The sequence below is a fragment of the Stenotrophomonas sp. YJH_SMC_138 genome (assembly GCF_059369855.1).
Genome location: NZ_JCAFTB010000001.1, coordinates 341,535 through 364,565 on the forward strand (window position 1 = coordinate 341,535; position 23,031 = coordinate 364,565).

The window sequence follows — 23,031 nt, forward strand, 5'->3', positions numbered from 1 at the left end:
CTACATGGCATTTCTCGACCAGCATCCCGGCCTCGGCTACCCCGCCGCGGCCGCCCTGGGGCTGCTGCTGGGCAGTTTCCTCAACGTCGTCATCCTGCGCCTGCCCAAGCGGCTGGAGTGGCAGTGGAAGCGCGATGCGCGCGAGGTCCTGGAGGAACCGGACTTCTACGAACCCCCGCCACCGGGGATCGTGGTCGAGCCCTCGCACTGCCCGCACTGCAAGCACAAGCTGAGCTGGTACGAGAACATCCCGCTGTTCAGCTGGATCATCCAGGGCGGCAAGTGCCGCCACTGCAAGGCGCCGATCTCGTTGCAGTACCCGCTGGTCGAGGCCCTGACCTCGGTGCTGGTGCTGGCCTGCGTCTGGCAGTTCGGCTTCGGCTGGCAGGGCTTCGGCGCCATCGTGCTGACCTGCTTCCTGATCGCCTTGTCTGGCATCGACCTGCGCACCCAGCTGCTGCCCGACCAGTTGACCCTGTCCCTGATGTGGCTGGGCCTGATAGGCAACATCGACAACCTGTACATGCCGGCCAAGCCTGCCTTGGTCGGCGCGGCGGTGGGCTATCTGTCGCTGTGGATGGTCTGGTGGCTGTTCAAGCAGCTGACCGGCAAGGAAGGCATGGGCCACGGCGATTTCAAGCTGCTGGCCGCCCTCGGCGCCTGGTGCGGGCTGAAGGGCATCCTGCCGATCATCCTGCTGTCGTCGGTGCTGGGCGCCATCATCGGCTCGATCTGGCTGTACACCCGGGGCCGTGACCGCGCCACGCCGATCCCGTTCGGCCCCTACCTGGCGATCGCGGGCTGGCTGTACTTCATGTGGGGCGCGCCCGTGGTGGAGCAGTACCTGGTGTTGAGCGGACTGCGCTGAGGGGAATCCCCATGAGCCGCTATGTGGTTGGCCTGACCGGCGGCATTGCCGCCGGCAAGAGCGAGGTGACCCGGCGCTTCGACGCGCTGGGCATCGTGGTGGCCGACGCCGATCTGGCCGCCCGCGCGGTGGTTGCCGCCGGCAGCCCGGCCCTGGACCGTATCGCCGAGCGCTTCGGCGCCGGCATGCTGCAGGCGGACGGTAGCCTGGACCGGGCACGCCTGCGGGCCCACGTGTTCGCCGACCCGGCCGAACGGGCGGCGCTGGAAGCGATCACCCACCCGGCCATCCGTCTGCTGATGCAACAGCAGTGCGAGCAGGCCGCCAGCCCCTATGCGATTGCCGCCATTCCGTTGCTGACCGAGGTCGGTGGGCGGCAGGCCTACCCGTGGTTGGACCGGGTATTGCTGGTGGATGCGCCCGAAGCCGTGCAGCACGCCCGGCTGATGCAGCGCGACGGCATCGACGCCGCGCTGGCCGACAAGATGATCGCCGCCCAGGCCAGCCGCACGCAGCGGTTGGCACTTGCCGATGATGTGGTGGTCAACGATGGTCACCCGGAAGAGCTGCAGGCGCAGGTGGAAGCGCTGCATGAGCGGTATCTGGGGTTGGCTGGGGGTTGAGGCTTGGTTGCCGGCCAGCGGCCGGCACTACCACACGCATCCACGCATTGCGGCGATTTACCCTGCACCAGCGCGGAACTGCTGTAGAGCCGAGCCCACGCTCGGCTGCGATCATCAAGCCGAGCATGGGCTCGGCTCTACAAAGCGTTCTGCATTCACGCGTGGCGTGGACCTACTCCAGCTGCAGGCGGGCATAACGGGCCAGTTCTCGTGCGCCGAGCAGCAGGCCGTCGACGACATCCGGGCTCAGCTGCTGGTGGGCACCGCCCTGTTCGCGGGCGGCTTCGGCGGCGTGCAGCACCTGCATGAGTGCATTCAAGCCGGCCAGGGTGCGGCTGAGACCGGCCATGGTGGCCGCCTGGGCAGGGCTGAGGCCCTGCGCTTCCAGTCGCCGGCCGTCGGCGGCATCGCGGCCGTCCATGCGGGCAAGCAGCGCAGGCAGCAGATCCTTCGGATCATCGAGCAGGGTTTCGATGCGCGCGGCGACGTCGGCCGGCAGCAGGTCAGCGGCTTCGCCGATCAGTGCGTACAGTTGGGGGAACACGGGGCGTGCGGACATGGTGAATCTCCTCGCAGACGACGAGCCACCTGCGGATGCGAGGTGGCGGACGGTGCGGGTTGGCGTACCGGAGATCCGACATTCAGCAAAAATACTCCAGCGGATTCTGATGAATCCCCACGCACCGCCCGCCGAAGCAAGGCACGCGGTGCATTTTCAACGACTGGCCGAGGGGCCGTCGAAGAGAGCTGAATGTTGGTTTTTTTCAGGACGCCAATCCCGGCCAGGGCACCTGCCCCGGCCGCCCCATCTGGCCATCACGCAGCGCTGTGATCTGTAAGGAAATTCTCAAGCCGCTGTTGGGTGTACGAATGCGTGCATGCGGACACGCGCGCTACGTGGCAACGGTCACGGTGATGTCGTGTTGGGCTTCTGGCCCATCCTTCCTGCGAGGGGAATTCGGTGGCACAAGCGACAGAGGGCGCGACACGAACCCGCTGTGGAGCCGAGCCCATGCTCGGCTTCGGGAAGCCACGGCAGCCGAGCGCAGGCTCGGCTCTACAAGTGGAGCACCCACCCAAGCAGGGGCCCTTACAACGGCTTCGGCGAGAACGTCAGCGTGGCGATCACGCCGCGCTCGCCACCGGGGCGCACGCTGACCTGCCAGCCGTACAGATCGCACAGGCGGCTGACGATCGACAGGCCGATGCCACCACCCTGCGAATGGCCGGCATGGGTGCCGCGATAGCCGCGCTGGAACAGCTTGGCGGCGTCTTCTTCGCTCAGGCCCGGGCCGCTGTCAGTCACCGACACTGAATTGCTGCCGACAAAGACGCGCACTTCGCCATCCTGCGAGTACTTCACCGCGTTGCCGATCAGGTTGCCCAGCGCCACCGACAAGGCCGCCTCCGGCGCATCGATCACCAGGTTGCGCTCGCCTTCCAGCGCCAGCTCCAGCGGCTTGCCACCCAGCTGGGCGCGGTGGGCGTCCAGCAGCTGTTCGGCCACGCGCGCGACGTTGCTGGTGCCCTGCCCGCGCTCGTTGCGCGACAGCAGCAGCAGCGCGCCGATCAGGTCGCTGCACTGCTGTTCGGCGCGTTGGATGCGCTGTAGCCGCTGCAGCACCTTCTCATCCAGGCCGGGCCGGGTCAGCAGCAGTTCGGTGGCGCCACGGATCACCGCCAGCGGCGTGCGCAGTTCGTGGCTGACGTCGGCATTGAACTCGCGGTCGCGCTGCACCACTTCGGTCAGTCGCGACGAATAATCATCCAGCGCCTGCGCCAGCTGCCCCACTTCGTCGTCGGGGAACCGCGGCGCCAGCGGCTCGGGATCACTGGTGCCGCCGCGATAGGCACGCAGCCGCGCGGCCAGGTCCGAGACCGGCTTCATCACCTTCGATGCCGACCACCAGCCCAGCACCAGCGACAACAGGCTGAACACCAGCACCGACAGCACCAGCGCGCGGTTGAGCTGCTGCCCACCGCGCACGCTGTCGGTCATGTCGTAGGCCAGGAATGCCCAGGCGTCGGGCGTCTTGCGCACGGCCAGCTTGTAGGAATAGCGCTGGCCGCGCTCGTCCACGCCGCCCATGTTGTACAGGCCATCCTTGAACTCATACCAGTCCGGCTCTTCCTCGCGCAGCGCGTCAAACTTGTCAGGCTTGATCAGGCGCGCACGCATCTGCTGCACGGGCAGGTCGGGGTTGCGATCCGGGCTCTCGTAGAACCGCCGCACGTACTCGTTGATGTTGCGGTTCATCACGTCTTCCACCAGCTGGTTTTCCACGCGCATGCGGGCCCAGTTGGTGGCAAACGCGAACAGTGTCGTCAGGCAGAAGCCCAACAACACGAACGAGACGATGATGCGGCTGCGCAGGCGCCGCCGATACGGCGAACGCCGGCGCTCCCCCTTGGTTGCCACGGAATCAGGCTTCCGGGGTGGCGATGCGGTATCCGATGCCATGGCGGGTCTGGATCAGCGGCACTTCAAACGGCTTGTCGACCACCGCACGCAGGCCGTGGATGTGGACACGCAGCGAATCCGAGTCGGGCAGCTCCTCGCCCCACACGCGGGTTTCCAGCTCCTGGCGGGTGACCACGGCCGGCGCGGCCTCCATCAGGGCCTGCAGGATCTTCAGCGCGGTCGGGTTGAGTTGCAGCAGCTTGCCCTGGCGGCGCACTTCCAGCGTGTCAAGGTTGTATTCCAGGTCGCCGGTTTCCAGCACGCGGGTCTGCACGCCCTTGCCGCGGCGCGACAGCGCGTTCAAGCGCACTTCCACTTCCTGCAGCGCGAACGGCTTGATCAGGTAGTCATCGGCGCCGGAATCGAAACCGGCCAGCTTGTTGTCCAGCGAGTCGCGGGCGGTCAGCATCAGCACCGGGGTCTGCTTGCGCGCTTCGTTGCGCAGCTTGCGGCACACTTCGATGCCATCCATGCCCGGCAGGTTCAGGTCCAGAACGATGGCGTCGAACTCGTGGACCACGGCCAGGTGCAGGCCGGTCACGCCGTCGGCGGCGAAGTCCACGGTGTGGCCACGATCCTCAAGGTAGTCGCCAAGGTTGGCGGCGATGTCGCTGTTGTCTTCGATTACGAGAATGCGCACTGGGACCTCTGGTTCTTGAAGGGTCGTCGGGGGGCCAGGCCCACCCGCTCAGGATGCCCCTGCGTGGGTGGACGCGACGTCTACCTGCTGAACGATACAGGTTCCATTCTTAACATTTCGTACCGAAGGGCCGACACCGGCAAAAGCCCCCTCGGCGAGCGGTCAGCGGCTGATGCGCTGCTGGTCGGTCAGCGCCCGGCGGCTGTCTTCCTGGGCCTTGCGACGCTGGGCCACGGTCAGGCAGACGCTGGTCGGCATGTTGCTGCCGGTAAGGCGCTCGCGGCGGCAGATCATGCGGCTGTCGGCCTGGGCGCGGGTCATGATGGTGTTGACGATCTCCTGCTCGTTGAACAGGTCGTTGCGCTCCTGCGGGGCCAACTCATCCACCTTCTCCCGGCCATTCATCTTGATCCGGATCCGGTTCAGTGCCTGCTGCACGCGACTCTTGTCCTCCAGCCCGATCTCGCTGTAGTCCTCGCTGCCCATGGCCGTTTCAACGCGGCGGATCTGCTCGGACACCGGGGTGAAGGCATCCATCTGCACGGTGTCCTTCTGCGCCTTGGCCTGCACGGTGGCTACCAGGCCGAGCGACAGCATCAGGGCAAGTGTCGTATTGCGGTACATGACGAGCTCCATGTTCGTCCATGAATAGGGTCTCGACTGTACGATTCCGCCGATGCGCCCACAAGGGACGCACGGCAGGGTGACCGATGGCGGCATGCGATCGGTCCGGCAGCGATCAGGGCTTGTAGTTGTTGAAGCGCTGGTTGTCGTTGAGCGCCTTGCGGCTGTCTTCCTGCGCCTTGCGGCGCTGGGCCACGGTCAGGCAGACACTCTGCGGCATGTTGCTGCCGGTGGTGCGTTCACGACGGCAGACCATGCGGCTGTCGGCGTGGGCGCGAGTCATGATCGTGTTGATCACTTCCTGGTCGTTGAAGATCTCGGTGCGGTCCTGCGGACTGACCTGCTCCACGCGTTCGTGGTCGCCCATCTTGATCTTGATGCGGCCCAGCGCCTGCTGCACGCGGCTTTTGTCTTCCAGCCCGATCTCGCTGTAGTCCTCGCTGTTGATCGCCGTCTCAACGTTGCGGATCTGTTCGGCCACCGGTGCGTTGGCGTCGAACTTCACCTGCCCTTTCTCGGGCTTGGCGTGGGCGGTGGTGGCCAGGGCCAGGCCCAACATCAGGGCGAAGGGGGTCATGCGCTGCATCGTTACCTCCAGGTTCTTCCATGAGTGGAACATCGATCCTGCGGTGCCACCGATGCGCCGTCACAGCACGCTCGATGGGCCGAAGGGCGGTGCGGTCAACGCCCGGCGGGCGGTGGGCTGAGCGTGTTGTAGCTGCGCTGGTCGTTGATCAGCGCCTTGCCTTTCTCTTCGATCCGGCGCCGTTCGGCCACGGTCAGGCAGCGGCTCTTGGGCATGTTGCTGCCGGTGGTGCGTTCGTACCTGCAGATCTGCCGGCTGTCTTCATGGCCACGCGCCAACAGGGTGTTGATGCGTTCCTGCTCGTTGAAGACCTCGGCCTGCAGCTGCGGCGGCAGCTCCTGCACGGTCTGGCGTTCGCCCATGTGCTGGCGGATACGCGACAGCGACTGCTGCACCTGGCCGCGATCCTCGGCGGACAGTTCGGCATAGTCGGGGGCGGCCAGGGCGGTTTCCACCTGACGCATCTGCTCGGCGACCGAGCCCTGCCGGTCCATCTGTACAGCCACTTTCTCCGGCTTGGCGGCAACAGCGCCAGACAGGCCCAGCAGCAACGCGATCATCATGATGCGGTACATCGCCAACCTCCCGATCCATCCCGGAACGAAGGGCCAACTCTACGACCGTCACGCGGCCTCCACAAGAGACCTTGGGCATGGGGCCGACAGGCATAAAAAAGGCCCAGACGGTGCACCCGCCTGGGCCTGAAGTCGTATCCCGATACCGATCCTGCTGAGAGGCAGAGCTGCGGTTCGCTGAAGCCTACGCCCGATCCGATTAAAGCCTCGTTAAAGGCCCGGATCATTTGCCGGTGAGAATCATAACCCCATGGATAATCAGGGTTTTTTGATCTTCTCTACGTGCTCGATGATGCGTGTCGCCACGTCGACCCCGCAGGCCGCTTCGATGCCTTCCAGCCCGGGCGTGGAGTTGACCTCCAGCACCAGCGGGCCGCGCGCGGAACGGATCAGGTCCACGCCGCAGACCGACAGGCCCAGCGCCTTGGCCGAACGCACCGCCACCTGCTGCTCGGCACGGCTGGCCTTGGCCGCCACGGCGGTACCCCCGGCGTGCAGGTTGGAGCGGAAGTCGCCCTCCGGTGCCTGCCGCTGCATCGACGCCACCACCTGGTCGCCCACCACGAAGCAGCGCAGGTCGGCCCCCTTGGCCTCGCCGATGAATTCCTGCATCAGGAAGTTGGCGTACAGGCCGCGCAGCGCTTCGACGATGCCGCGCGAGGCACTGGCCTTCTCGGTCAGGATCACGCCGCGCCCCTGGGTGCCTTCATTGAGCTTCACCACGTGCGGCGGCGGGCCCAGCATGGACAGCAGGTCGACGGTGTCGTCGGGGTTGTCGCCGAACACGGTGACCGGCATGTCGATGCCCTTGGCCGCCAGCAGCTGGTGCGCGCGCAGCTTGTCGCGCGAACGCAGGATGGCGTCGGACGGATTGGGCGTGCGCGCGCCCATCAGCTCGAACTGGCGCAGCACCGCGGTGCCGTAGCGGGTGATCGAGGCACCGATGCGCGGAATGACCATGTCCACGCCGGTCATTGGCCGGCCCTTGTAGTGCATGGAAAAGCCATCGGCGGCGATGCGCATGTAGCAGCGCAACGGGTCCAGGATGCGCACGGTGTGGCCGCGCGCGCGCGCCGCCTCGACCAGCCGACGGGTGGAATACAGGGAGCTGTTGCGGGACAGGATGGCGAGCTTCATCGCGGTGGGATCGGTCGGCAGGCGCGAAGCATAGCGCGGGCGTGTGGCGGGTGGATGATGCCTGGCCCGTGCCGCCTGCGCCGGTAGTGGCCGGCTCCTGCGGCGACGATTCCGGCGAAAGAGTAACCGTCGCCGGATACACCACAGGCCCGCATCACCATGCGGGCTGGGTCCGCTTCAGAACCCGCGCGCGGATTCACCCAGCGCTGCGATGCAGGCCATCTGCGTGACCGATCCGGCCGAGGTCCCCTCATAGATCTGCCACAGAAGCTGCGCGGCCTTCGGCCCACCGGCGCGACCCAGTGCGCGCACTGCCGCCAGCTGGCGGGAGGTGCCGGCACCGGAGTTCTTGTAGATCTCATGAAGGCTGCCGACGACGTCGTCCTTCGTTTCCATGCGCTGCTTCCGTGTAGGAAATGCGGCAACGCTAACCGGGCGCGTATGGCCGTGGATATGAAACTAATCAGAAATGAAGAAGGCCGCTGATGAGCGGCCTTCTGTCTACGCGCGTGGCGTGATTGGAGCGGGCGATGGGAATTTAAACTCGCACGCAACTATATGATAATTAAAGAAAACCTCACTCCAGCTACGAACTCATCCAGTTCGTTTTGTACGCAATCCAACATCGGCACCTAGGGCGATTCCCGCCAACGCGAAACTGCAGCGTGCGCCTCGGCTAGGACGGACAATGCCTGATCCCGATCCCATGCAAAGTACAGTTCCCGCGCCAGCAGCATCGGCACATCAGTGATCGGCCCGTCTTCCTCGGACAGGCGGGTCTTTGATTCTCGCTCTTTGCTCCGGCATTGGGTGATGTCGAATGGCTCCGCGAAGCGCCACGACCCATGCGCCACATGGTCAGTTCGCAATGCGAAACTGACCACGCTGGAGGCTGCAGATCTGCTCAATGTGTCCCGCCCCATCTCGTCAAGCTGCTCGAACATGGGGTGTTGGCATTTCATCGGACCGGCAAGCACCGCAGGGTGAGGTTTGCCGATCTGATGCAATACAAGGAAGCGCTTGAGCGCACCAGTGAAGATGCGATGGATAAGTGACACTGTGCGTGCACTGCGCCGTTTGGCGTCGCTTATCGGCCGACCGAAAGCCCGCGCCAGAGTGCCGGCCTTAGTCGCAAGCCATGGCACATATTGGCGCATTTCAGCAGGTGGTCCTCACTGAGGCCGCTAGCAGGCTACTTTCCTCGATGAGAGCATCCAGTACGTATTGGAGCTTGCGAACGTCGTAAGTGCCTGTTCGCAGGCTTTCGGCTGTCTGATTCAGGAACGCTCGCGTATAAGTGTCCTTGAATTCCAGAGACCCTTGGTAAACCTCTCGCTTTTCCTTGTAGTTGGTCCATACGACGGTCGCGGGACCGTGATTAGGCAGCGACAGGTCCAAATAGCATTCAATCGCGGCGGCTCGGCCATTGATATCGCTATTGGTAACCCCGTCTGGGCCGCGAGCGGGGAAGTCTCGAAACTCATCGAGCTCAGGGAGGCACAATGCACGCATGTTACTGGGGAGTCTGAAGCGCTTTATGGCTTCCAGTGCATCCATCCCCTCTGCATCATTGTCTAAGACAACCAGGACTTGGTTCTGCACATCGATCTTGGCTAGGCCTTCAGCAAACTTCACGAGACTGCCGGTGCCTGAAAAGGGATGTCGCTCGCTCACGTCGATGAATCGAAAGAAGTCCGCGACCTCAGGGCGAATCAGCTTAATTGCAAGCTTCAGAATGTGCACATCCGATGAACCCTCGGTGGCAATCAAAACCGTTTGCTCCCGGCGGGTACAGGGTACGAAGTCCGAGGCATCGGCCCAGCCGGCCTCAACCAATGGGCCGTAGCGCCAGATGACGCTCAGATCCAAGTTCGCGGGGTTTTCGGCAAGCAGCCTTAGGACGGCGTAGGCGGGTAAAAAATCGATTAGCACACCGAAGTAGCTGCGCTCGGAGTAAGCATTAGAGGCGTGATCAGGATTCGCAGGGATCCGCGCCACGATCTCGGAGCCGTCAAAACGGCCACGCATCTTCCCAGCGTCCAACTCTTCAACAAACCGGTCGTCCAATGCCTGGATGGGATGGGCTCTCACAAATACGAGCAGCTCTTCAAAACTCAAAGGCTCCGCACCCCTTGGATCCGCATCATCGAAATCGGCTTGGTCCTCCCCCCATTGCTTTGCCATTTGCTCATACAGATGGCGGACCGTCTCTATGCGATAGCCGAGAAGCTCCAGGCGGGGGACGATCGTGCGCAAGGGGCGTCTGAACTCCCCATCCGGTTCCCGATCCTGCTCTTGGAATAGATCACCGTGATCAATCCCCTTGTAGTTCTTGCTCCAATCGACTTCGAGACCTCCAACGGTCAGGTCAATAATGGTTCCCACAAGTGGCTCCTAGGCAGAATCTCTTGAGTCCAGGTACGGATGAGCTGAGTGATGCGCTCGCGCCTTAGCGAGGTGCGTTCTTACGAATGACAAGTTCGACCATCGCAAACAGGCGGTGATACAGGTAGTCCACCTGCTGCACATCGACGACAGGCGTCTGCTTCATCTCGTGGTGACGGAACAGATGGCTGTTGCCTATTCTCGTAAGCTCGCGCGCCTCTGCATCCAGCATCTTCCGAAATTCGGGCTCCGTGGCACACCGGTCTAGGATGATCGCGATGGACTTCGCCTTGTCGTTGTCGTCGGCCATGGACTTGATTCTCTCCCATGAGTCGAATAAGCGTTCCAGGGCCTCGCGACGGATGAGTGGATCAGGATCGGAGAACTTCACGCAACTCTCCTCCAACAGGACGTCCAAAGTTCGCTCCCCAGTACGAAAGTACGTCCTGGCCAAGGCCTCGCCAATTACCGCGGGTAGCAAGCGACGAATGCTCCCGTAGGCGGTCAGCTCATATGCCAATCCGTTGCGGGCAAGGATAAGGTTCACTTCCTCGCGAAACTCGGTTCGCCCACCATCTTGGTTGAACGTCAGGTGATAATGCCGAGCGTACTCATGGTACTTGCCGATTTGGATGGGCTTGGCGACCTTGCGCCAGACGAACTCAATTAGGTCCAGGGCAAGCAGTGTGGGCGGGCACCATGGCGCCATTTCGCGTCGGTAGCTTTCTGGCTCACGATCGTGCTGGGTCTGCAATGGCCACGACAGACCATGAAGTTCGGCCTCAATGGCGCCGTTCAGGAGCTGAATGTCGTTGCCGCACACCCCTCCATCTGCACATTGCTCCGGATAGCTATGCCCGAAGGCACCGCCATTGGCCAAGGCTTCCACGAGCGCAACGATGCCGGCCCAGGCTGTCGGAGTCATTTCCTGTTCCGTTCTGGGGCGGGCTCCGTGCTCACGATCACTGAAGTAGTCCTTCATTCACTCATCCTTGGATTTGTTGGATACGCAGGTGGCACGATAATAGTGGGCTGCAAACCGATCGGATATCATCCCCTCACCAGAAAAACAGGAGGGAGCCGACATGCCGCATCAGGTTGCTCGATGGGCCGAGATTGCCGAACAGTACCACCGTGGCACGATTGTGCTTGGGAACGGGGCAAGTATCGCCGTGTCGCGCCGCTTTGCTTACGGCTCATTGCTCGACCACGCCCAGCAAGACGGTCTGCTTACAGAGGATGTGGGCCGCCTTTTCGATTTTTTCGGCACGCAAGATTTCGAGCTGGTCCTGCGGCTGGTTTGGCAGGCCACCACCGTCAACAAGTCGTTGCAGATTCCCGACGAGCGTACACGGGCAGCTTACCTGCATGTTCGGGACTGCTTGATTGAAGCCGTTCGAGCGGTCCATCCAGAGCACGGCGAGGTGCAAGCCCATCTCCCGCTCATGTACCAGTTCCTCAAGTCGTTCGATACGGTCCTGTCGCTCAATTACGACCTGCTGGTCTATTGGACGATGACCTTTGGGCTCAACGTTGATGATCGCCATACCTTCAAGGACTGCTTTCTCAGGCACGCCAGATTCGATGATGACTGGCAGAAGTACCGCGAACTCTACAAGGAGAAAACCAACACGCTGGTGTTTTATCCCCATGGCAGTCTGGCCCTATGCCGCGATGCCGTGGAGCAAGAGTTCAAGGTTCATGCCGGCGGAGGCCGCCTGCTGGAGGCGATCCTGGACGAGTGGCGAAGCGAGCGTGTTGTCCCGCTGTTTGTCAGCGAGGGGACGAAGACGCAGAAGGTTTCCTCGATCCAGAACAGCTATTACCTGTCGACGGTGTATCGAGAGGTGCTGACTTCGCAGCGGCAGGCGTTGACGCTATTCGGTTGGGGGATTGGCGAGCATGACCGGCATTTGCTGCAGCGCATGCGCAACAGTGGTATCCAGCGGGTTGCGGTATCGGTGCTTGGCAACGACCAGGTCTACTGCAACTACGCCTATCAGACGATTCAAGATGATCTGGGGCCGGTCCAGGTGGACTTCTTCGACTGCGAAAGCCCTGGATGCTGGATTCACCCGATGCCGGAGCAAGTGTGAAGGAGGCGGTGCTGCGGCTCTTCTGCTAGGTCGGGCCGGTGGCCTCACCTCGCACCGCACGAAGCACTCGATAACGCCTTCCCCGGCGTGACATCGGGGTGTATCTCAGCCGCGTCGCCACTGAGCGGCTGGGAAGTGTGTCAGGCCAAGGCCTAGTTGTAGTAGCCCAAATCAGGCCGCAAGCCGGTAGATTCGCTACGGCTGCAGTGTTCAAGCACCAGGTCTGCCACAAGGTCTAGGCCCTGGCCTGCGACCGCTTCCAGAGGGGTGTGGTAAATCAATATCTGCGCGGGGCGTCCGTCGGATGACTTTCTGGACCAGGCGGCGATTCAGCGGGTCCATCTGCCACTCCGGCACGCGCTGCCCTTTGTTGCCGAACTGGAGCGCCAGCAGATTCCCCGCCTGGATTTCGTAGGTGACCCACTTCCGCGATTTCCCAACCATCCTTGCGCACTCAGCCACCACCAGATTTTCGGAATGCTCGAAGGTCTCCAGGAGTTCCAGCCGCCCGCGCTGCAGGTCCGAGATTTTGGGCTTTGTGTAATCTGGCATCACCACGGCTGACAACCGCTGGGACTCGGGAGTGGCCAGGGTCATCGCCTGCTCGGTGGGGGTGACCAGCGTGATGGCTGCGTTTTCAGCCGGTGCATGCAATAGCTGGGTCTGCTGCCCCGCAATGATCGGTACGCCCTGAAGGTGGATCGTCGGGTGCATGTTGGCGACCTCGACCTGATACTACTCGAACAGGTCTAGTCGGTCGGTCCAATCCTGCTTCATCATCCCCCGTTGCTTGAGGTACTCGGCGTGGTTGTAGGTGACGCTGATGCGGTTGGGATCGGAATGGGAAAGCTGGGCATCGACTCAGATATTGGGATAGCCCAGTTCGTTGAGCGCCGTTGAGAGCGTGGCCCGCATGCCATGGCTGGTGAGCCGGCCTTCATAGCCCAGGCGGTTAAGCCCGGCATTGACGGTATTTTCGCTCATCCGGTCGGTAATGCGCTTGGCACCGGAGAACAGGTACTGCTGGGCGGGTTTGAACTGTTCAAACATGAAACAGACGATTTCCCGAGCCTGGGCCGAGAGTCGCACGATGTAGGGCGGAATGTCCGTCACGCGCTTGCGCCGCTTCTTTGTGAGCAACTTGCGCTACTTGAGCGAGGCGACCGGGATGATCCGCAGACCGCGCTCCAAGTCGAACCGGTCGGGCGTGGCCAGGCGAAGCTCGCCCGTACGCACGCGCGTCAGCAGGAGCAAGCGGGCGGTCAGCAGGCCTTCTGGGTATCGTGGTACTTGCGCAGCGCCTGAAGAAACGTCGGCAACTCGGCCATCCGCAAGAAGGAGGGGGGGCGCGCCACCGGCGGCAGTGGGATGGCTACCACGCGCAGGTCGGTCGCAGGATTGGGCTGCATGGCCGGAATGACCACCATGGCGTAGTCGAACAGCTGCTTGAGCCAGGTCCGCACCTTCTCGGCCACCGATAGCGACCCGCGCTTTTCGATGCGGGCGACCACCTCCAGCAGCATGGGCCGGGTGATCTCGTAGTCGGTGTAGCGCTTCAGGTAGGAGAAGATGTCCTTGGTGAAGATCCGCTGGATGATGGGCGCCGTGGTCTGGCGGCCTCCCTCGAGCGACAGACGGCGGTGTTCCATCCACTTCTCATAGACCGCCTTGAATGTGTTCTCGGTGGCAAGCCGGGGGCCTGTCGTTAAAGATTGCGTTCCAGCCGTGGGTTGACACATTTGGCGACCAGCGCACGCGCCTAGTCACGCAGCTTACGCGCTTCGCGCAGCGTCAGCTCAGGGTAGGTCCCGAGAGAGATCCGGGCTCGCTTGCCCAACCAGGTGTAGCGGAAGTACCAGTTCCTGGTTCCGCCAGATGAGACAAACAGGGACAGCCTGTCAAAATCAGCGAGGGCGTAGGGTTTGCCAGTGGCCCGGGCCTGGCGGACCATGACGTCGATGAACATGGCGTCTAACTCCTGGAAGGTCGAGTTGGAAGCGATGTTCATTCCGGTACCGTGGCTCCTCCTCCAGCAACAATGCGAACTGCACCTCTGCCGTATTGATGTACCACTTAATGTGCCGGTTGGAGCTGGTAGTCAGTGGTTTTCGCTGGAAGTCACTGAACTGAGGGGGTGAGGAAAAACCCAATCAGATCACTAGTTTGCAAGGAGTTGGTGGAGGCCCCTGGAAACTTGATGTGGAGCGGGCGATGGGAATCGAACCCACGTCAAGCGCCTCGCGCGCGATCGACACATCGCAGCGGCAGGCGTTGGCGGAATTGTTTACCGAGGGCTATGCGCAGCGACTGGCGGAGAAGATGCCGTGATGCGTTTCATTCCGGCACTGGCAGACGTGATGTCAGCCGAATCGATTCTCTTCTTCGCTGCCCGGAAGCAGCATGACGGGAAACAGAACGAATACACCCAATGGAATGAAGGCAATCACGACGTACCAGCCTGACTCGTCGATGTCGTGCAGTCTACGCACGGCCAATGCCAGCATCGGGGGAAGGAAGACGAGGAGTGCGATGATCGCCAACACCTGTCCTAGTTTCCCAAGTTGCCGGGACAGCTCCCAATCGAACAGATCAGTGCCGATCAGCCAGTAGCCGATGTTCATCAGGCTGTAGCTGAGCCCCGCCACCAGAAGGCCCAGCAGGGAAAACGACCAGAATTCGATGCGGTCGGAGCGCCCTGAGAAATCAAGGCACCGCCCGAGCGGCGCAAGTGCAGCGATCATTGACGCTCCAGTCAACGTGGTGATGAAAACCAGCAGCTAACGATCTTTTAGCACTTCAAACCCAGCCACGACTGAACCTGACGGCGGGGTAGAACGGCGAATACGGCAAAGCCATCCATCGGCTACCACAACCGGGATGCATGTGCGAAAGAAGAACGCTTGCAACGCCACTGCCATGCGATGGACTGCGAAGCGGCGCAGCGGGAGCGGAGCGCCTGAGACGGCGCAAACCGTTGGGAGACATGGAGCGGGCGAAGGGAACAGAATCCTCTTACGCCAACCGATTGATTTCCCTAGCTTATCCCAGCAGGAGGGTGATCCAAAATGATGCCTCGGATGATACCCCACGGCCTTCCTGATGTCTTCAGCCCATCGTCTAGCCCTTTCGGTGTTCTTGGGCAGATGGGAACGCGCTACTCTCTGGGCACTCATCAGGGGGACGCAACACCATGGGACGACGGAGCGGCCTGGAAGGATTTTTGCGGGCAGCTGGCCGGGCAGCGGCCGCAGCGCAGCGGGAGAGCAAGCGCCGAGAGCGGATGCAGGCCACGCAGCTGAGACAGTTGGAGCGCCATCAGCGTATGGCAGCCGCTCAGCAGATGCGGGAGCTGCGCGCGATGGAAAAGGAAGAAAAGGCGGCAGCCCGTTTGGCCAAGGCCGAATACCTTCAGGATCGACAGGCGGAGGCCGACGACCTCAACGCCGAGCTAAAAGACCGGCTGGAGGAGCTGGAGGGATTGCTCCTTCACACCCTCTCGGTGAATGACACCATCAGCTTCGACAGCCTGCGGCACACGGATCCTCACCCCACCTTCAAGACACCCAAGGAGTTGATGCCAGGCGTGGCCCCAGCCCCGGTTGACGTGCTCGCCCCCACCGGCCTTGCACGGTTCTGGCCGGGCGCTGGAAAGCGGCACTTGGCGGCTCAAACGGCAGCACGAGATGCCCATCAACAGGCTCTGGAGCAGTTTCAGAGTGCGGAAGCGCAAAAAAGAAAACGCCTAACCGACCTACGAACCGAACATGAGGCGGCTCGCGCCCTCTACGATGCCGATGTGGCTCGTCGGAACGCGGAGGTTGATGCCTTTCAGCAGGCTTACAACGCGCACGAGCCAGACGCCGTCGTCGCCTACAACGACATGGTGCTGACACGCTCGGAATACCCCGCCGAGGGCTTCCCGCAGTCCTTCAAGCTGGCCTACGCAGAGGAATCCAAGGAACTGGTCATAGAGTATGACCTCCCAGAGGTGTCCGTCATTCCTGCCGAATCGGACTACCGCTACGTCAAGACCCGGGATGCTATCGACGCCAAGGCGCGTAAGGCAAGCGACATCAAAGCGCTCTACCAGGACATCATCGCCTCGATCACCTTGCGCACACTGCACGAGGTGTTTGAAGCCGACCAAGCGGATGCCTTAGCGTTGGTGACCTTCAATGGCGTGGTCGATGCACACGACCCCACCACTGGGCAAGAGGTCCGCGTCCCTGTGGTCTCGGTCCGCGCGACCAAGGCCGCCTTCCTGCAACTACGGCTGGACCGAGTGGAAAAAATCCCATGCCTCCGAAACTTGGGCGCTCAGGTATCCAGCCGGCCGGATGAGCTACAAGCCATCAAGCCGATTGTTGAGTTCAACATGGTCGATAAGCGCTTCATTGCCCAGACAGACGTGCTCTCGGGCCTGGAGTCGCGGCCCAATCTGCTCGAGCTGACCCCTGGTGAGTTCGAAGCGCTGGTATCGAATCTCTTTAGTCAAATGGGGTTGGATACGAAGCTGACACGCAGCTCCCGCGACGGCGGCGTGGATGCGGTGGCCTTCGACACCCGGCCGGTGCTGGGTGGAAAGGTCGTCATTCAAGCCAAGCGCTATAAGGACACAGTGGGCGTCAGCGCGGTTCGGGACCTCTACGGAACCATGCTCAACGAAGGTGCCAGCAAAGGCATCCTAGTTTGCACCAGCGGCTACGGCACTGCGGCGTTCGAGTTCGCAAAGGATAAGCCCATCGAGTTGATCGATGGAGGCGGCCTGCTCTACCTCTTGAGGGAGCATGCAGGCCTTGATGCACGTATCGCAGCGTAAGGACCAACAAAATGGCAAACGGATCCGCCGCTCACGATAGCAAAGTGGCTGTGTTGGTCGATTGTGACAATGTAAATCCTGAGATCGTTGACCATGCCCTACTGATGGGAGCTCAGTTCGGACGGGTGGTGGTTCGGAGGGGTTACGGCAACCACTCCACGCTGACCAAGCGTTGGCAGGAAACACTCGTCCGGCAAGCGTTTACCCCATGCCTGCAATACCAATACGCCGCTGGCAAGAACACGGCGGACATCGCGTTGGCGCTGGACGCCTTAGAAGCCATGTTCGACCAGCGCGCAGACACCTTCTGTTTGGTCACCAGTGACTCTGACTTCGCCTACCTGTGTCGTAAGCTTCGAGAACGAGGAGCCACGGTTTGCATCGTGGGTGAAGCTAAGACGCCAGAGGCGTTGCGTAACGCCTGCGACCAGTTTTTTGAGTGGCAACCAACGGAGTCGAATGCGACCTGCGAAGAGTCGCCTGCTCCGACTGCTAAAGTCGCGCCCAGCAAAGCCGAAGTGGCCAAGCCGATTCCCAAACGCCGCCCTCGCTTCCTTGTCGACGCGGTTGCCTTACTAGCCGATGGGACCACGGACGGGGAAGTGGTGCTAGGGACACTCGGCCACTATCTGAAGCGGACTGACCCATCCTTCTCGCCGAAGGCCTACGGCCACTCCGGCCTCCTCGACATGATCCAGACATATGACCTGCTGACAGCCACACAAGCGCCCGGCGGGCATTGGCTAGTCAGACTGGCACCACAACCCGAATCGACAGCTGCATGACTTTGTTACCGGCAGGCTTCTGTCATCCCTAGGCATTGAGAGTCAACTTCAATATTTGTGAACCAGCGCAGATTCCGTCTCTTGCCAAACTGGGACGAAGTGCTTCGATGTGAAGACCCTTCATACTGAGAGCTTCAGAGATCCAATGCCTGCCAACGTAGAACTTCGCATCGCCAGCCGCCTTCTGCCCGCCCTCATGGCGCAAAGCGGGACCAGAGACGTCGCCGAACGCGAAGCGGATATTCAACACGCTCTGGATGTAGCCGCCGCTCTGATGCGCCGGTTCGCAGCATCACCTGCCGGACAAGCGCAGCAAGCCTATGTGCCCAGCGCCGGGGCGCGACCTGCCCCACGGGCGGCGACTGTAAGCCGAGATCAGGTGCCGCCAACGTTCATTTCGCCCGACGAATGGCGCAAGGCACGCGGGCTGGCTCCCGCGCCGGCTCCTCGAAAGCCTTCTGGACCGACGATTCACTGAAAGGCAAAGCCCCGCATCTGCGGGGCTCTTTCGTTCAATGGAGGGTGGGCGGCCGTGGCTTCAAAACTGGCACCGGGGAGTCGGCGACAACCGGAGCCATGGTCTGGCACTCAAGGACGAACTGTGACGGCGAAGGCATGGCCTCCAGTTCGGTCGCTCTACGAAGAACATCCGCATCGACCTCCGCCAATGCCTCGGCGGAGCCCCGCGACCGCGCCTTCTCCAGCTCCTTGGTCCGTTGCTCCAGCGCAGACAGGCGGCGCTCCCGGCGCTGCGTCCATTCGGGGCGCGAGTAGCCGTTGGTTCCCATGGGGTAGTCGGTGTTGAAGCGCTCCCATTCGTGCTGAGCCAGGTGATGTAGGCGTTCAGCCCTGCCCAGCGACACCAATCGCAAGGCACGCCCCAGGATTGCCGCTCGCAGTGCCCGGACCTGGAGAACCGCCTTGGTGATCCACTGCCGTAACGGGACGGTCTCCCCAGCCCGCCCAAGTTCGGCTTGAGCCCATTCGAGACCAGCACGGATGCGCTGGGTCGCCAGGTCTGCCCTGGCGCGCGCGATGTCCTGAAGGTCTCGCAGGGCCTGAGCCACGCGCTCGGCGAGGCTGATGGGCCGCTGATCTTCGTTCGCTTCGTGCTGGCGGCCCAAGACCTGAGGCAGCCGCATTCCGGACACGCCTCGAATCTCCAAGCCAGGAGCCAAGCCCCGCATGGAGGACGGCCGGCCACCTTGGCCATGACCGACTGACGGATGCATGGGCACGGCCCTGCCCTCACGCCCAGCTTGAATGGTGAGATGGTCCAGATGTTCGGCGTTGCCGGCCTCAATGGCGTCATTCTCTGCTACCAGCCGGCTGTCCATGCCCTTTCGGGACAGCGCGGCAGCCGCCTTGCCCAGGTGCTTGGTCGGCTCTCGAGACAATGCCACCGCCTGGAGTTCGTCTCCCCGGTCCGACGCCGCCCGAGCCTGCTCTGCCAAGCTGCGGTGGTCAATCGTGACCGTCAGGCCAGCGGCTTCAAGATGTGCGTTGGTCGTTTCAGCGACCATTTCCCGGACCCATTGAACCTGCACTTTCCCCGACACGCCCCCATCGAGCTCGCGCGTTTTCTGTCCAAACCCATCCGGACCAATGCGCCTGGTGCTGGCAAGCAGGTGCACGTGATGGTTGAGCCCGTCCGGGGTTCCAGGGGAGTGAATGCTGGCTTGAATGGCGAACTGGTAGCGGTCTACCAACGCCTCGGCAATGGAAAACGCCAAGTGTGCGCGCTGTTCGTCCGAAAGCTCATGGGGCAACGACAGCTCGAACTCGCGAGCCACCGTAGCGTCCTTACGGCGCTCGGCGGCTTCGGCCACGGCCCAAAGCTCGCCGGGCACCAGCGCCCAGTCGGGTGCATCTGGCGGTGCGAGGCAAAAGGTTTCGACAACGCCGCTCCTACGGCGGTAGTCATGCTGCTGCCCGGTGAGCAAGTCCGCGAGCAGCAGGCCGCCTCGGTAGGCGGCGGCGGCGACAGCGGATTGGCCTTTGCCCCGGCTAAATATTTTGATTGAGGTGTGGAAGATAGCCATAAAAACTCCTGAAAACAGGAACATTTATGGATCAGCTTTTGCTTTTGGCAAGGCGCAAGGCGGCTTGGGGTTCCAGGGGCGAAGCCCTTGGCGCACGCATCCGTCAGGATGCCTAAGTGCGCTGTTGCTAAGGAGATCCGAGAACCGCTTTCACATAAATCAGTCGAAACGTCAGGTGGTAGCGCCACCGCCCAATCATTCTGCGCGCTCTGGCTCGCACTTGTTGACTAACGCCGAAACTGAACGCACCATTGCGATCACAGCTCACGAAAGGGAATCATGGATGGAGGTCTCGGTTGCATACCAAGGTGGGGGTGCTAGGGTATTAGAGCTAATGGCTGCATGCAGAGCGTGCAGATCGATTCAAGACGAGAGCGGAGCAATAAAGGTTAGCCGCGTTTCCGGCTCGTCTGCGGGCGCCATAGCGGCAGCCATGCATGCCACGGAATGCGATGTAGAAAAGATAGTTCGGGGGCTACCTAAGCTCAAGGCAAAGGTCGAAGACTTCTTTCCATCGTCGCACTTGGCAAAGTGGCACGTGCTCTTCAGATTTACACGAGGGCTTCCCATATATAACGAAGCTGATGTCCGCAAAATCTTAATAGAGATATTCGATATCGGAGGCGTAGACGCCACTAGGCCGGTCAAAGAACTTGTCAAAAAAGGCTACGAACTTAGGATCTTACGATCCGACCTCAAGGCAAACTCCTCTGATAACGTCGATGAGAACTCCTCAGAATCGCTCGTAGATGCACTAGTAGACTCCGCCGCCATACCCTTTGTTTTTCGGACGCCAAAAACAACTAATAAACCGCAGCTGCTCGACGGCGGCTTATTTCAAAATCTACCCACTTGGGCCGCGGCTGAGGGCCTAAAGCCTCACCAAACTGTCTTGGCGTTTTCATTTGCGAAGAATCACGGCACGACCAAAGAGAGCTTCTCGCTTCTTGAGTATGGAAAAGCCATCTTGAACAGCCTCATTGATGAGCGTGTAGAAGGCGCGATACAGGGCATCAAGAAAGATAATGTCCTACTCCTAAAGCAACGGCGAACCACACTTGACTTCGAAAGCATTTTCTCAAGTGATGCACATGAAAATTTCCTGGTCGACGTTGAGGGCACGAAAGAAAGCATTCATGACTGGACCCGCTCCAGATACGGGCCCAACGGAACCGATTGGCACTCATCCCATGCGATCGACGTAGCATCTGCCGCCGAACAGATGCGCGTTCACGCGCTGGATTTCTTTGCTACAAATAAATCAAAAGAGTACTCCCCCAGACTAATAAGGCAACAAATAACATATGAATCGCTCCAGTCAAACAACCCCGACACTATCCAGTTGGAAATCCATCTAGACGGCATTGATAACCCAGGGCTCCAGTTCCTGGAGTTTAAATACATGCCAGACTCGGAGATAGCCCCACTCCGAAAGGTTGATGTGACCGTGCAAGACTCGAACGGAAACGCCCGGAAGGCGTTACTTCTCCCATTCCGTATAGACTGTCCACGGGGAATCACGACGCTCCTTTGCCTAGATAAGCCCCTCTCCGCCGGGGACGACATCACCATCAAGAAGATTGAACAAATTTACAACGGTTTGACGCGCTACGAGCGGGAGGGTATGTGCTGGCAGACCGTGAGATTAACGCCCGGAAAGATACCGAAAATGATGGAGATCATCAGTCACTTCCGAGATGCAGACTTTCCACTTCATTACGGCGACGCACTCCCCAATCGCGCTACGGACGCCCCGATCTACATCGAAGTTGGACCTGCCAACCAGTTGAGCACGACCACCGCGCAAGTTCCGCACCTAAAACCGGGCTGGAAATCGCTTGTTTCAAAAGTCGACCTCACCAGGTTGACAGAGGGAATGAACTTTGCTAGCGTTACATACTACAAGCAATAGGAGACGGCAATGTCAGGCGTAACCGAGATCTGAGCAACCTGGGCTCCCTAGTTGCAGTTGGCGCCCCATGCTGTATTGGCAAGCCCTGAAAATTCAGGGCTTTCTTATGTCGCAGCGAAGACCGACGCAGAATTACCTTCAAGCTAAGCCGTTAGTGAAAGGTGTAGTGTTCCACCAGTAGGTCGCATGGGCCGACGCTCTGAAGTGGCCGTCCAGCAGGACTCAACGCCCTCCCCTCAGCGCAGCTTCATCCAACGCTTAGCGTCTTCCACAACAGCCTGATCATCGGTCATATCAAGAGGCGAGTTCACGACTCGCCAGCCCGCAGACACGCGTGCGCGCTTTCGGCCGGCATTGTTAAATCGGAGATTTCGCCACACCAGCCCTTCTCTGGCAGGATGATTCCTGTCTGCCAGGATTTTCTCCAAATCACCGTTGGGGAGATGCCCTACCTTGGGTGTGGCGATGCTTCGGGCGGCAATCGCAGCCACATTCTTCCTGAAGAGCACCGCGGACGGGGCATCAGCGTAGTGGGCCACGTCAAGGGGCTCGCAATACTGTCGTAGACGCCAAACGAGCAAATCTAGGCCACCCAACTCGCTATCCTCCACTTGGTAGGAGCGAACCAGATAGCGATCAAAGTCCCAGCGGACGAGGTTGTCCAACGTCTCCTGCTCCACCTCTGTCAGCTCTAAATCAAGTGACAGCTTAGTTCGAACGTCGTCGAACGCGTCCGCCAGTCTGTGGCCAAGGCGCTTTGTGTCGCAGCGATTCAGCATAAGGATGCATTTTAGATACTTCTCGACCGCCTGCTCGGCTGCCGCCAGATACTGCGGATACAGCCTCGCTCTCATCGCCAATCGCGCAGCAATGTAGTCCCCGTCTCCTGTGTCCCGAAAACATCGAATAGCGAAGAGATTGACCCTCGCGTGAAGCGTTGGCGGTCGATAGGCAGCTCGCGCGGCCGCGATCTCCGCTCCAATGTCTCGGTTTTTCATCTTCAACCGCGCCTCCCGCACCACATATCCGTGTAGATGTGAGCGCAAGCCAGCTTCCAGCAGCTCGACGATGATCCGACCAACGTAGGGTGGAGAGCAGCAATGTAACCATCGGTCATGATAAAAAATCCTGGTAGTCTCCACGGTCCCAAGATCGGTAGCGCCAAGGAAGGACTTCCTCCAATGCCGTAACCCGTGGCTCTGGCATAAGTGATAGCGCAGCTGTGCCCAAACGCAAGCGCTCCAAGCGATCGTTAGGCACGAACAGCCACGGCCGAACCGTCCAATCGGCTGGGATACCGCAATCCCTGGCTAGGGCTGTCCGCAGGCGTTCCCAGTGTTCATCCCAGCTCCTCAACCGATTCAGCAGGGTTGGTAGGCGGGCCGCATAGGAGATTTCGCACAGATAGGCAGCCCGGTCCCGGACGTTCACAGCGACCGCGTCGCAATACCAGTGGGGCCCGCTGGTGTCCGGATTAC

The 23,031-nt window shown here is 61.1% G+C and carries 24 protein-coding genes; 6 read left to right on the top strand and 18 right to left on the bottom strand.

What is annotated here, in order from left to right; genetic code table 11:
• Positions 1-4: 4 nt before the first annotated feature.
• Together AC5P7I_RS01505 and coaE are read left to right on the top strand one after the other, a co-directional pair.
• Positions 5-868, top strand: coding sequence for a prepilin peptidase (locus AC5P7I_RS01505; RefSeq protein ID WP_075076077.1), 864 nt, complete (start codon positions 5-7; stop codon positions 866-868).
• 11 nt (positions 869-879) lie between these two features.
• A complete protein-coding gene (gene coaE, locus AC5P7I_RS01510; protein WP_075076076.1) occupies positions 880-1,491 on the top strand; it encodes a dephospho-CoA kinase in 612 nt (203 codons plus the stop codon).
• Positions 1,492-1,663: 172 nt separating this feature from the next.
• On the opposite strand, the gene AC5P7I_RS01515 is transcribed toward coaE, so the two are convergent.
• The 11 genes from AC5P7I_RS01515 to AC5P7I_RS01565 all read right to left on the bottom strand — a co-directional run bounded on the left by AC5P7I_RS01515 (position 1,664) and on the right by AC5P7I_RS01565 (position 10,881).
• Positions 1,664-2,050 carry a hypothetical protein gene (locus tag AC5P7I_RS01515; RefSeq protein ID WP_075076075.1) on the bottom strand — a complete coding sequence of 129 codons (387 nt, stop codon included), beginning with the start codon at positions 2,048-2,050 and terminating at the stop codon, positions 1,664-1,666.
• A gap of 531 nt (positions 2,051-2,581) precedes the next feature.
• Positions 2,582-3,952: a sensor histidine kinase gene (locus AC5P7I_RS01520; protein ID WP_032957212.1), complete on the bottom strand. Its 1,371-nt coding sequence runs from the start codon at positions 3,950-3,952 to the stop codon at positions 2,582-2,584.
• Complete coding sequence (locus AC5P7I_RS01525) at positions 3,915-4,592, bottom strand: response regulator transcription factor (protein WP_005410804.1); 678 nt, start codon at positions 4,590-4,592, stop codon at positions 3,915-3,917. Before AC5P7I_RS01525 ends, AC5P7I_RS01520 begins: the two co-directional genes overlap by 38 nt.
• A 162-nt stretch (positions 4,593-4,754) precedes the next feature.
• Positions 4,755-5,216 carry a hypothetical protein gene (locus tag AC5P7I_RS01530; RefSeq protein ID WP_014648206.1) on the bottom strand — a complete coding sequence of 154 codons (462 nt, stop codon included), beginning with the start codon at positions 5,214-5,216 and terminating at the stop codon, positions 4,755-4,757.
• A gap of 115 nt (positions 5,217-5,331) precedes the next feature.
• On the bottom strand, positions 5,332-5,802 hold the full coding sequence (locus AC5P7I_RS01535; protein ID WP_014648207.1) for a hypothetical protein: 471 nt from the start codon (positions 5,800-5,802) through the stop codon (positions 5,332-5,334).
• Between the two features lie 95 nt (positions 5,803-5,897).
• A complete protein-coding gene (locus tag AC5P7I_RS01540) occupies positions 5,898-6,377 on the bottom strand; it encodes a hypothetical protein (RefSeq protein WP_032957208.1) in 480 nt (159 codons plus the stop codon).
• A 258-nt stretch (positions 6,378-6,635) separates the two neighbouring features.
• Complete coding sequence (gene rimK, locus AC5P7I_RS01545) at positions 6,636-7,514, bottom strand: 30S ribosomal protein S6--L-glutamate ligase (RefSeq protein WP_005418651.1); 879 nt, start codon at positions 7,512-7,514, stop codon at positions 6,636-6,638.
• 177 nt (positions 7,515-7,691) lie between these two features.
• A complete protein-coding gene (locus tag AC5P7I_RS01550; protein ID WP_046432239.1) occupies positions 7,692-7,910 on the bottom strand; it encodes a hypothetical protein in 219 nt (72 codons plus the stop codon).
• A gap of 236 nt (positions 7,911-8,146) precedes the next feature.
• Complete coding sequence (locus AC5P7I_RS01555) at positions 8,147-8,671, bottom strand: hypothetical protein (protein ID WP_425604941.1); 525 nt, start codon at positions 8,669-8,671, stop codon at positions 8,147-8,149.
• Between the two features lies 1 nt (position 8,672).
• Positions 8,673-9,899 carry a HEPN/Toprim-associated domain-containing protein gene (locus AC5P7I_RS01560; protein ID WP_075076074.1) on the bottom strand — a complete coding sequence of 409 codons (1,227 nt, stop codon included), beginning with the start codon at positions 9,897-9,899 and terminating at the stop codon, positions 8,673-8,675.
• A 64-nt stretch (positions 9,900-9,963) separates the two neighbouring features.
• The gene (locus AC5P7I_RS01565) at positions 9,964-10,881 is read right to left on the bottom strand and encodes an AbiJ-NTD4 domain-containing protein (RefSeq protein WP_075076073.1); all 918 of its coding nucleotides are present in this window, start codon (positions 10,879-10,881) and stop codon (positions 9,964-9,966) included.
• 103 nt (positions 10,882-10,984) lie between these two features.
• Between AC5P7I_RS01565 and AC5P7I_RS01570 the strand changes: the two genes are divergently transcribed.
• Complete coding sequence (locus tag AC5P7I_RS01570; RefSeq protein WP_075076072.1) at positions 10,985-11,995, top strand: DUF4917 family protein; 1,011 nt, start codon at positions 10,985-10,987, stop codon at positions 11,993-11,995.
• 210 nt (positions 11,996-12,205) lie between these two features.
• Here AC5P7I_RS01570 and AC5P7I_RS01575 read toward each other — a convergent pair whose 3' ends face one another.
• The 5 genes from AC5P7I_RS01575 to AC5P7I_RS01595 all read right to left on the bottom strand — a co-directional run bounded on the left by AC5P7I_RS01575 (position 12,206) and on the right by AC5P7I_RS01595 (position 14,736).
• A complete protein-coding gene (locus AC5P7I_RS01575) occupies positions 12,206-12,709 on the bottom strand; it encodes a hypothetical protein (RefSeq protein ID WP_075076071.1) in 504 nt (167 codons plus the stop codon).
• Between the two features lie 147 nt (positions 12,710-12,856).
• Complete coding sequence (locus AC5P7I_RS01580; RefSeq protein ID WP_230374556.1) at positions 12,857-13,135, bottom strand: hypothetical protein; 279 nt, start codon at positions 13,133-13,135, stop codon at positions 12,857-12,859.
• A 122-nt stretch (positions 13,136-13,257) separates the two neighbouring features.
• Positions 13,258-13,644 (bottom strand): phage integrase central domain-containing protein, encoded by a 387-nt coding sequence (locus AC5P7I_RS01585; protein ID WP_075076069.1) that lies wholly within the window; start codon positions 13,642-13,644, stop codon positions 13,258-13,260.
• 110 nt (positions 13,645-13,754) lie between these two features.
• Entirely contained in the window at positions 13,755-14,003 is a 249-nt protein-coding gene (locus AC5P7I_RS01590; RefSeq protein ID WP_075076068.1) for an Arm DNA-binding domain-containing protein, read from the bottom strand.
• A 352-nt stretch (positions 14,004-14,355) separates the two neighbouring features.
• The gene (locus AC5P7I_RS01595; RefSeq protein ID WP_075076067.1) at positions 14,356-14,736 is read right to left on the bottom strand and encodes a DUF805 domain-containing protein; all 381 of its coding nucleotides are present in this window, start codon (positions 14,734-14,736) and stop codon (positions 14,356-14,358) included.
• A gap of 539 nt (positions 14,737-15,275) precedes the next feature.
• Between AC5P7I_RS01595 and AC5P7I_RS01600 the strand changes: the two genes are divergently transcribed.
• A complete protein-coding gene (locus tag AC5P7I_RS01600) occupies positions 15,276-16,814 on the top strand; it encodes a restriction endonuclease (protein ID WP_197735275.1) in 1,539 nt (512 codons plus the stop codon).
• Positions 16,815-16,825: 11 nt separating this feature from the next.
• Positions 16,826-17,599 (top strand): NYN domain-containing protein, encoded by a 774-nt coding sequence (locus AC5P7I_RS01605; protein WP_049450268.1) that lies wholly within the window; start codon positions 16,826-16,828, stop codon positions 17,597-17,599.
• Between the two features lie 512 nt (positions 17,600-18,111).
• Here the strand turns inward: AC5P7I_RS01605 and AC5P7I_RS01610 are convergent.
• A complete protein-coding gene (locus AC5P7I_RS01610; protein WP_262088080.1) occupies positions 18,112-19,641 on the bottom strand; it encodes a MobA/MobL family protein in 1,530 nt (509 codons plus the stop codon).
• Positions 19,642-19,924: 283 nt separating this feature from the next.
• Between AC5P7I_RS01610 and AC5P7I_RS01615 the strand changes: the two genes are divergently transcribed.
• Positions 19,925-21,553 carry a patatin-like phospholipase family protein gene (locus AC5P7I_RS01615; protein WP_262088081.1) on the top strand — a complete coding sequence of 543 codons (1,629 nt, stop codon included), beginning with the start codon at positions 19,925-19,927 and terminating at the stop codon, positions 21,551-21,553.
• A gap of 236 nt (positions 21,554-21,789) precedes the next feature.
• Here the strand turns inward: AC5P7I_RS01615 and AC5P7I_RS01620 are convergent, their stop codons facing one another.
• Complete coding sequence (locus AC5P7I_RS01620; RefSeq protein WP_262088082.1) at positions 21,790-22,557, bottom strand: HEPN domain-containing protein; 768 nt, start codon at positions 22,555-22,557, stop codon at positions 21,790-21,792.
• Positions 22,558-23,031 lie beyond the last annotated feature (474 nt).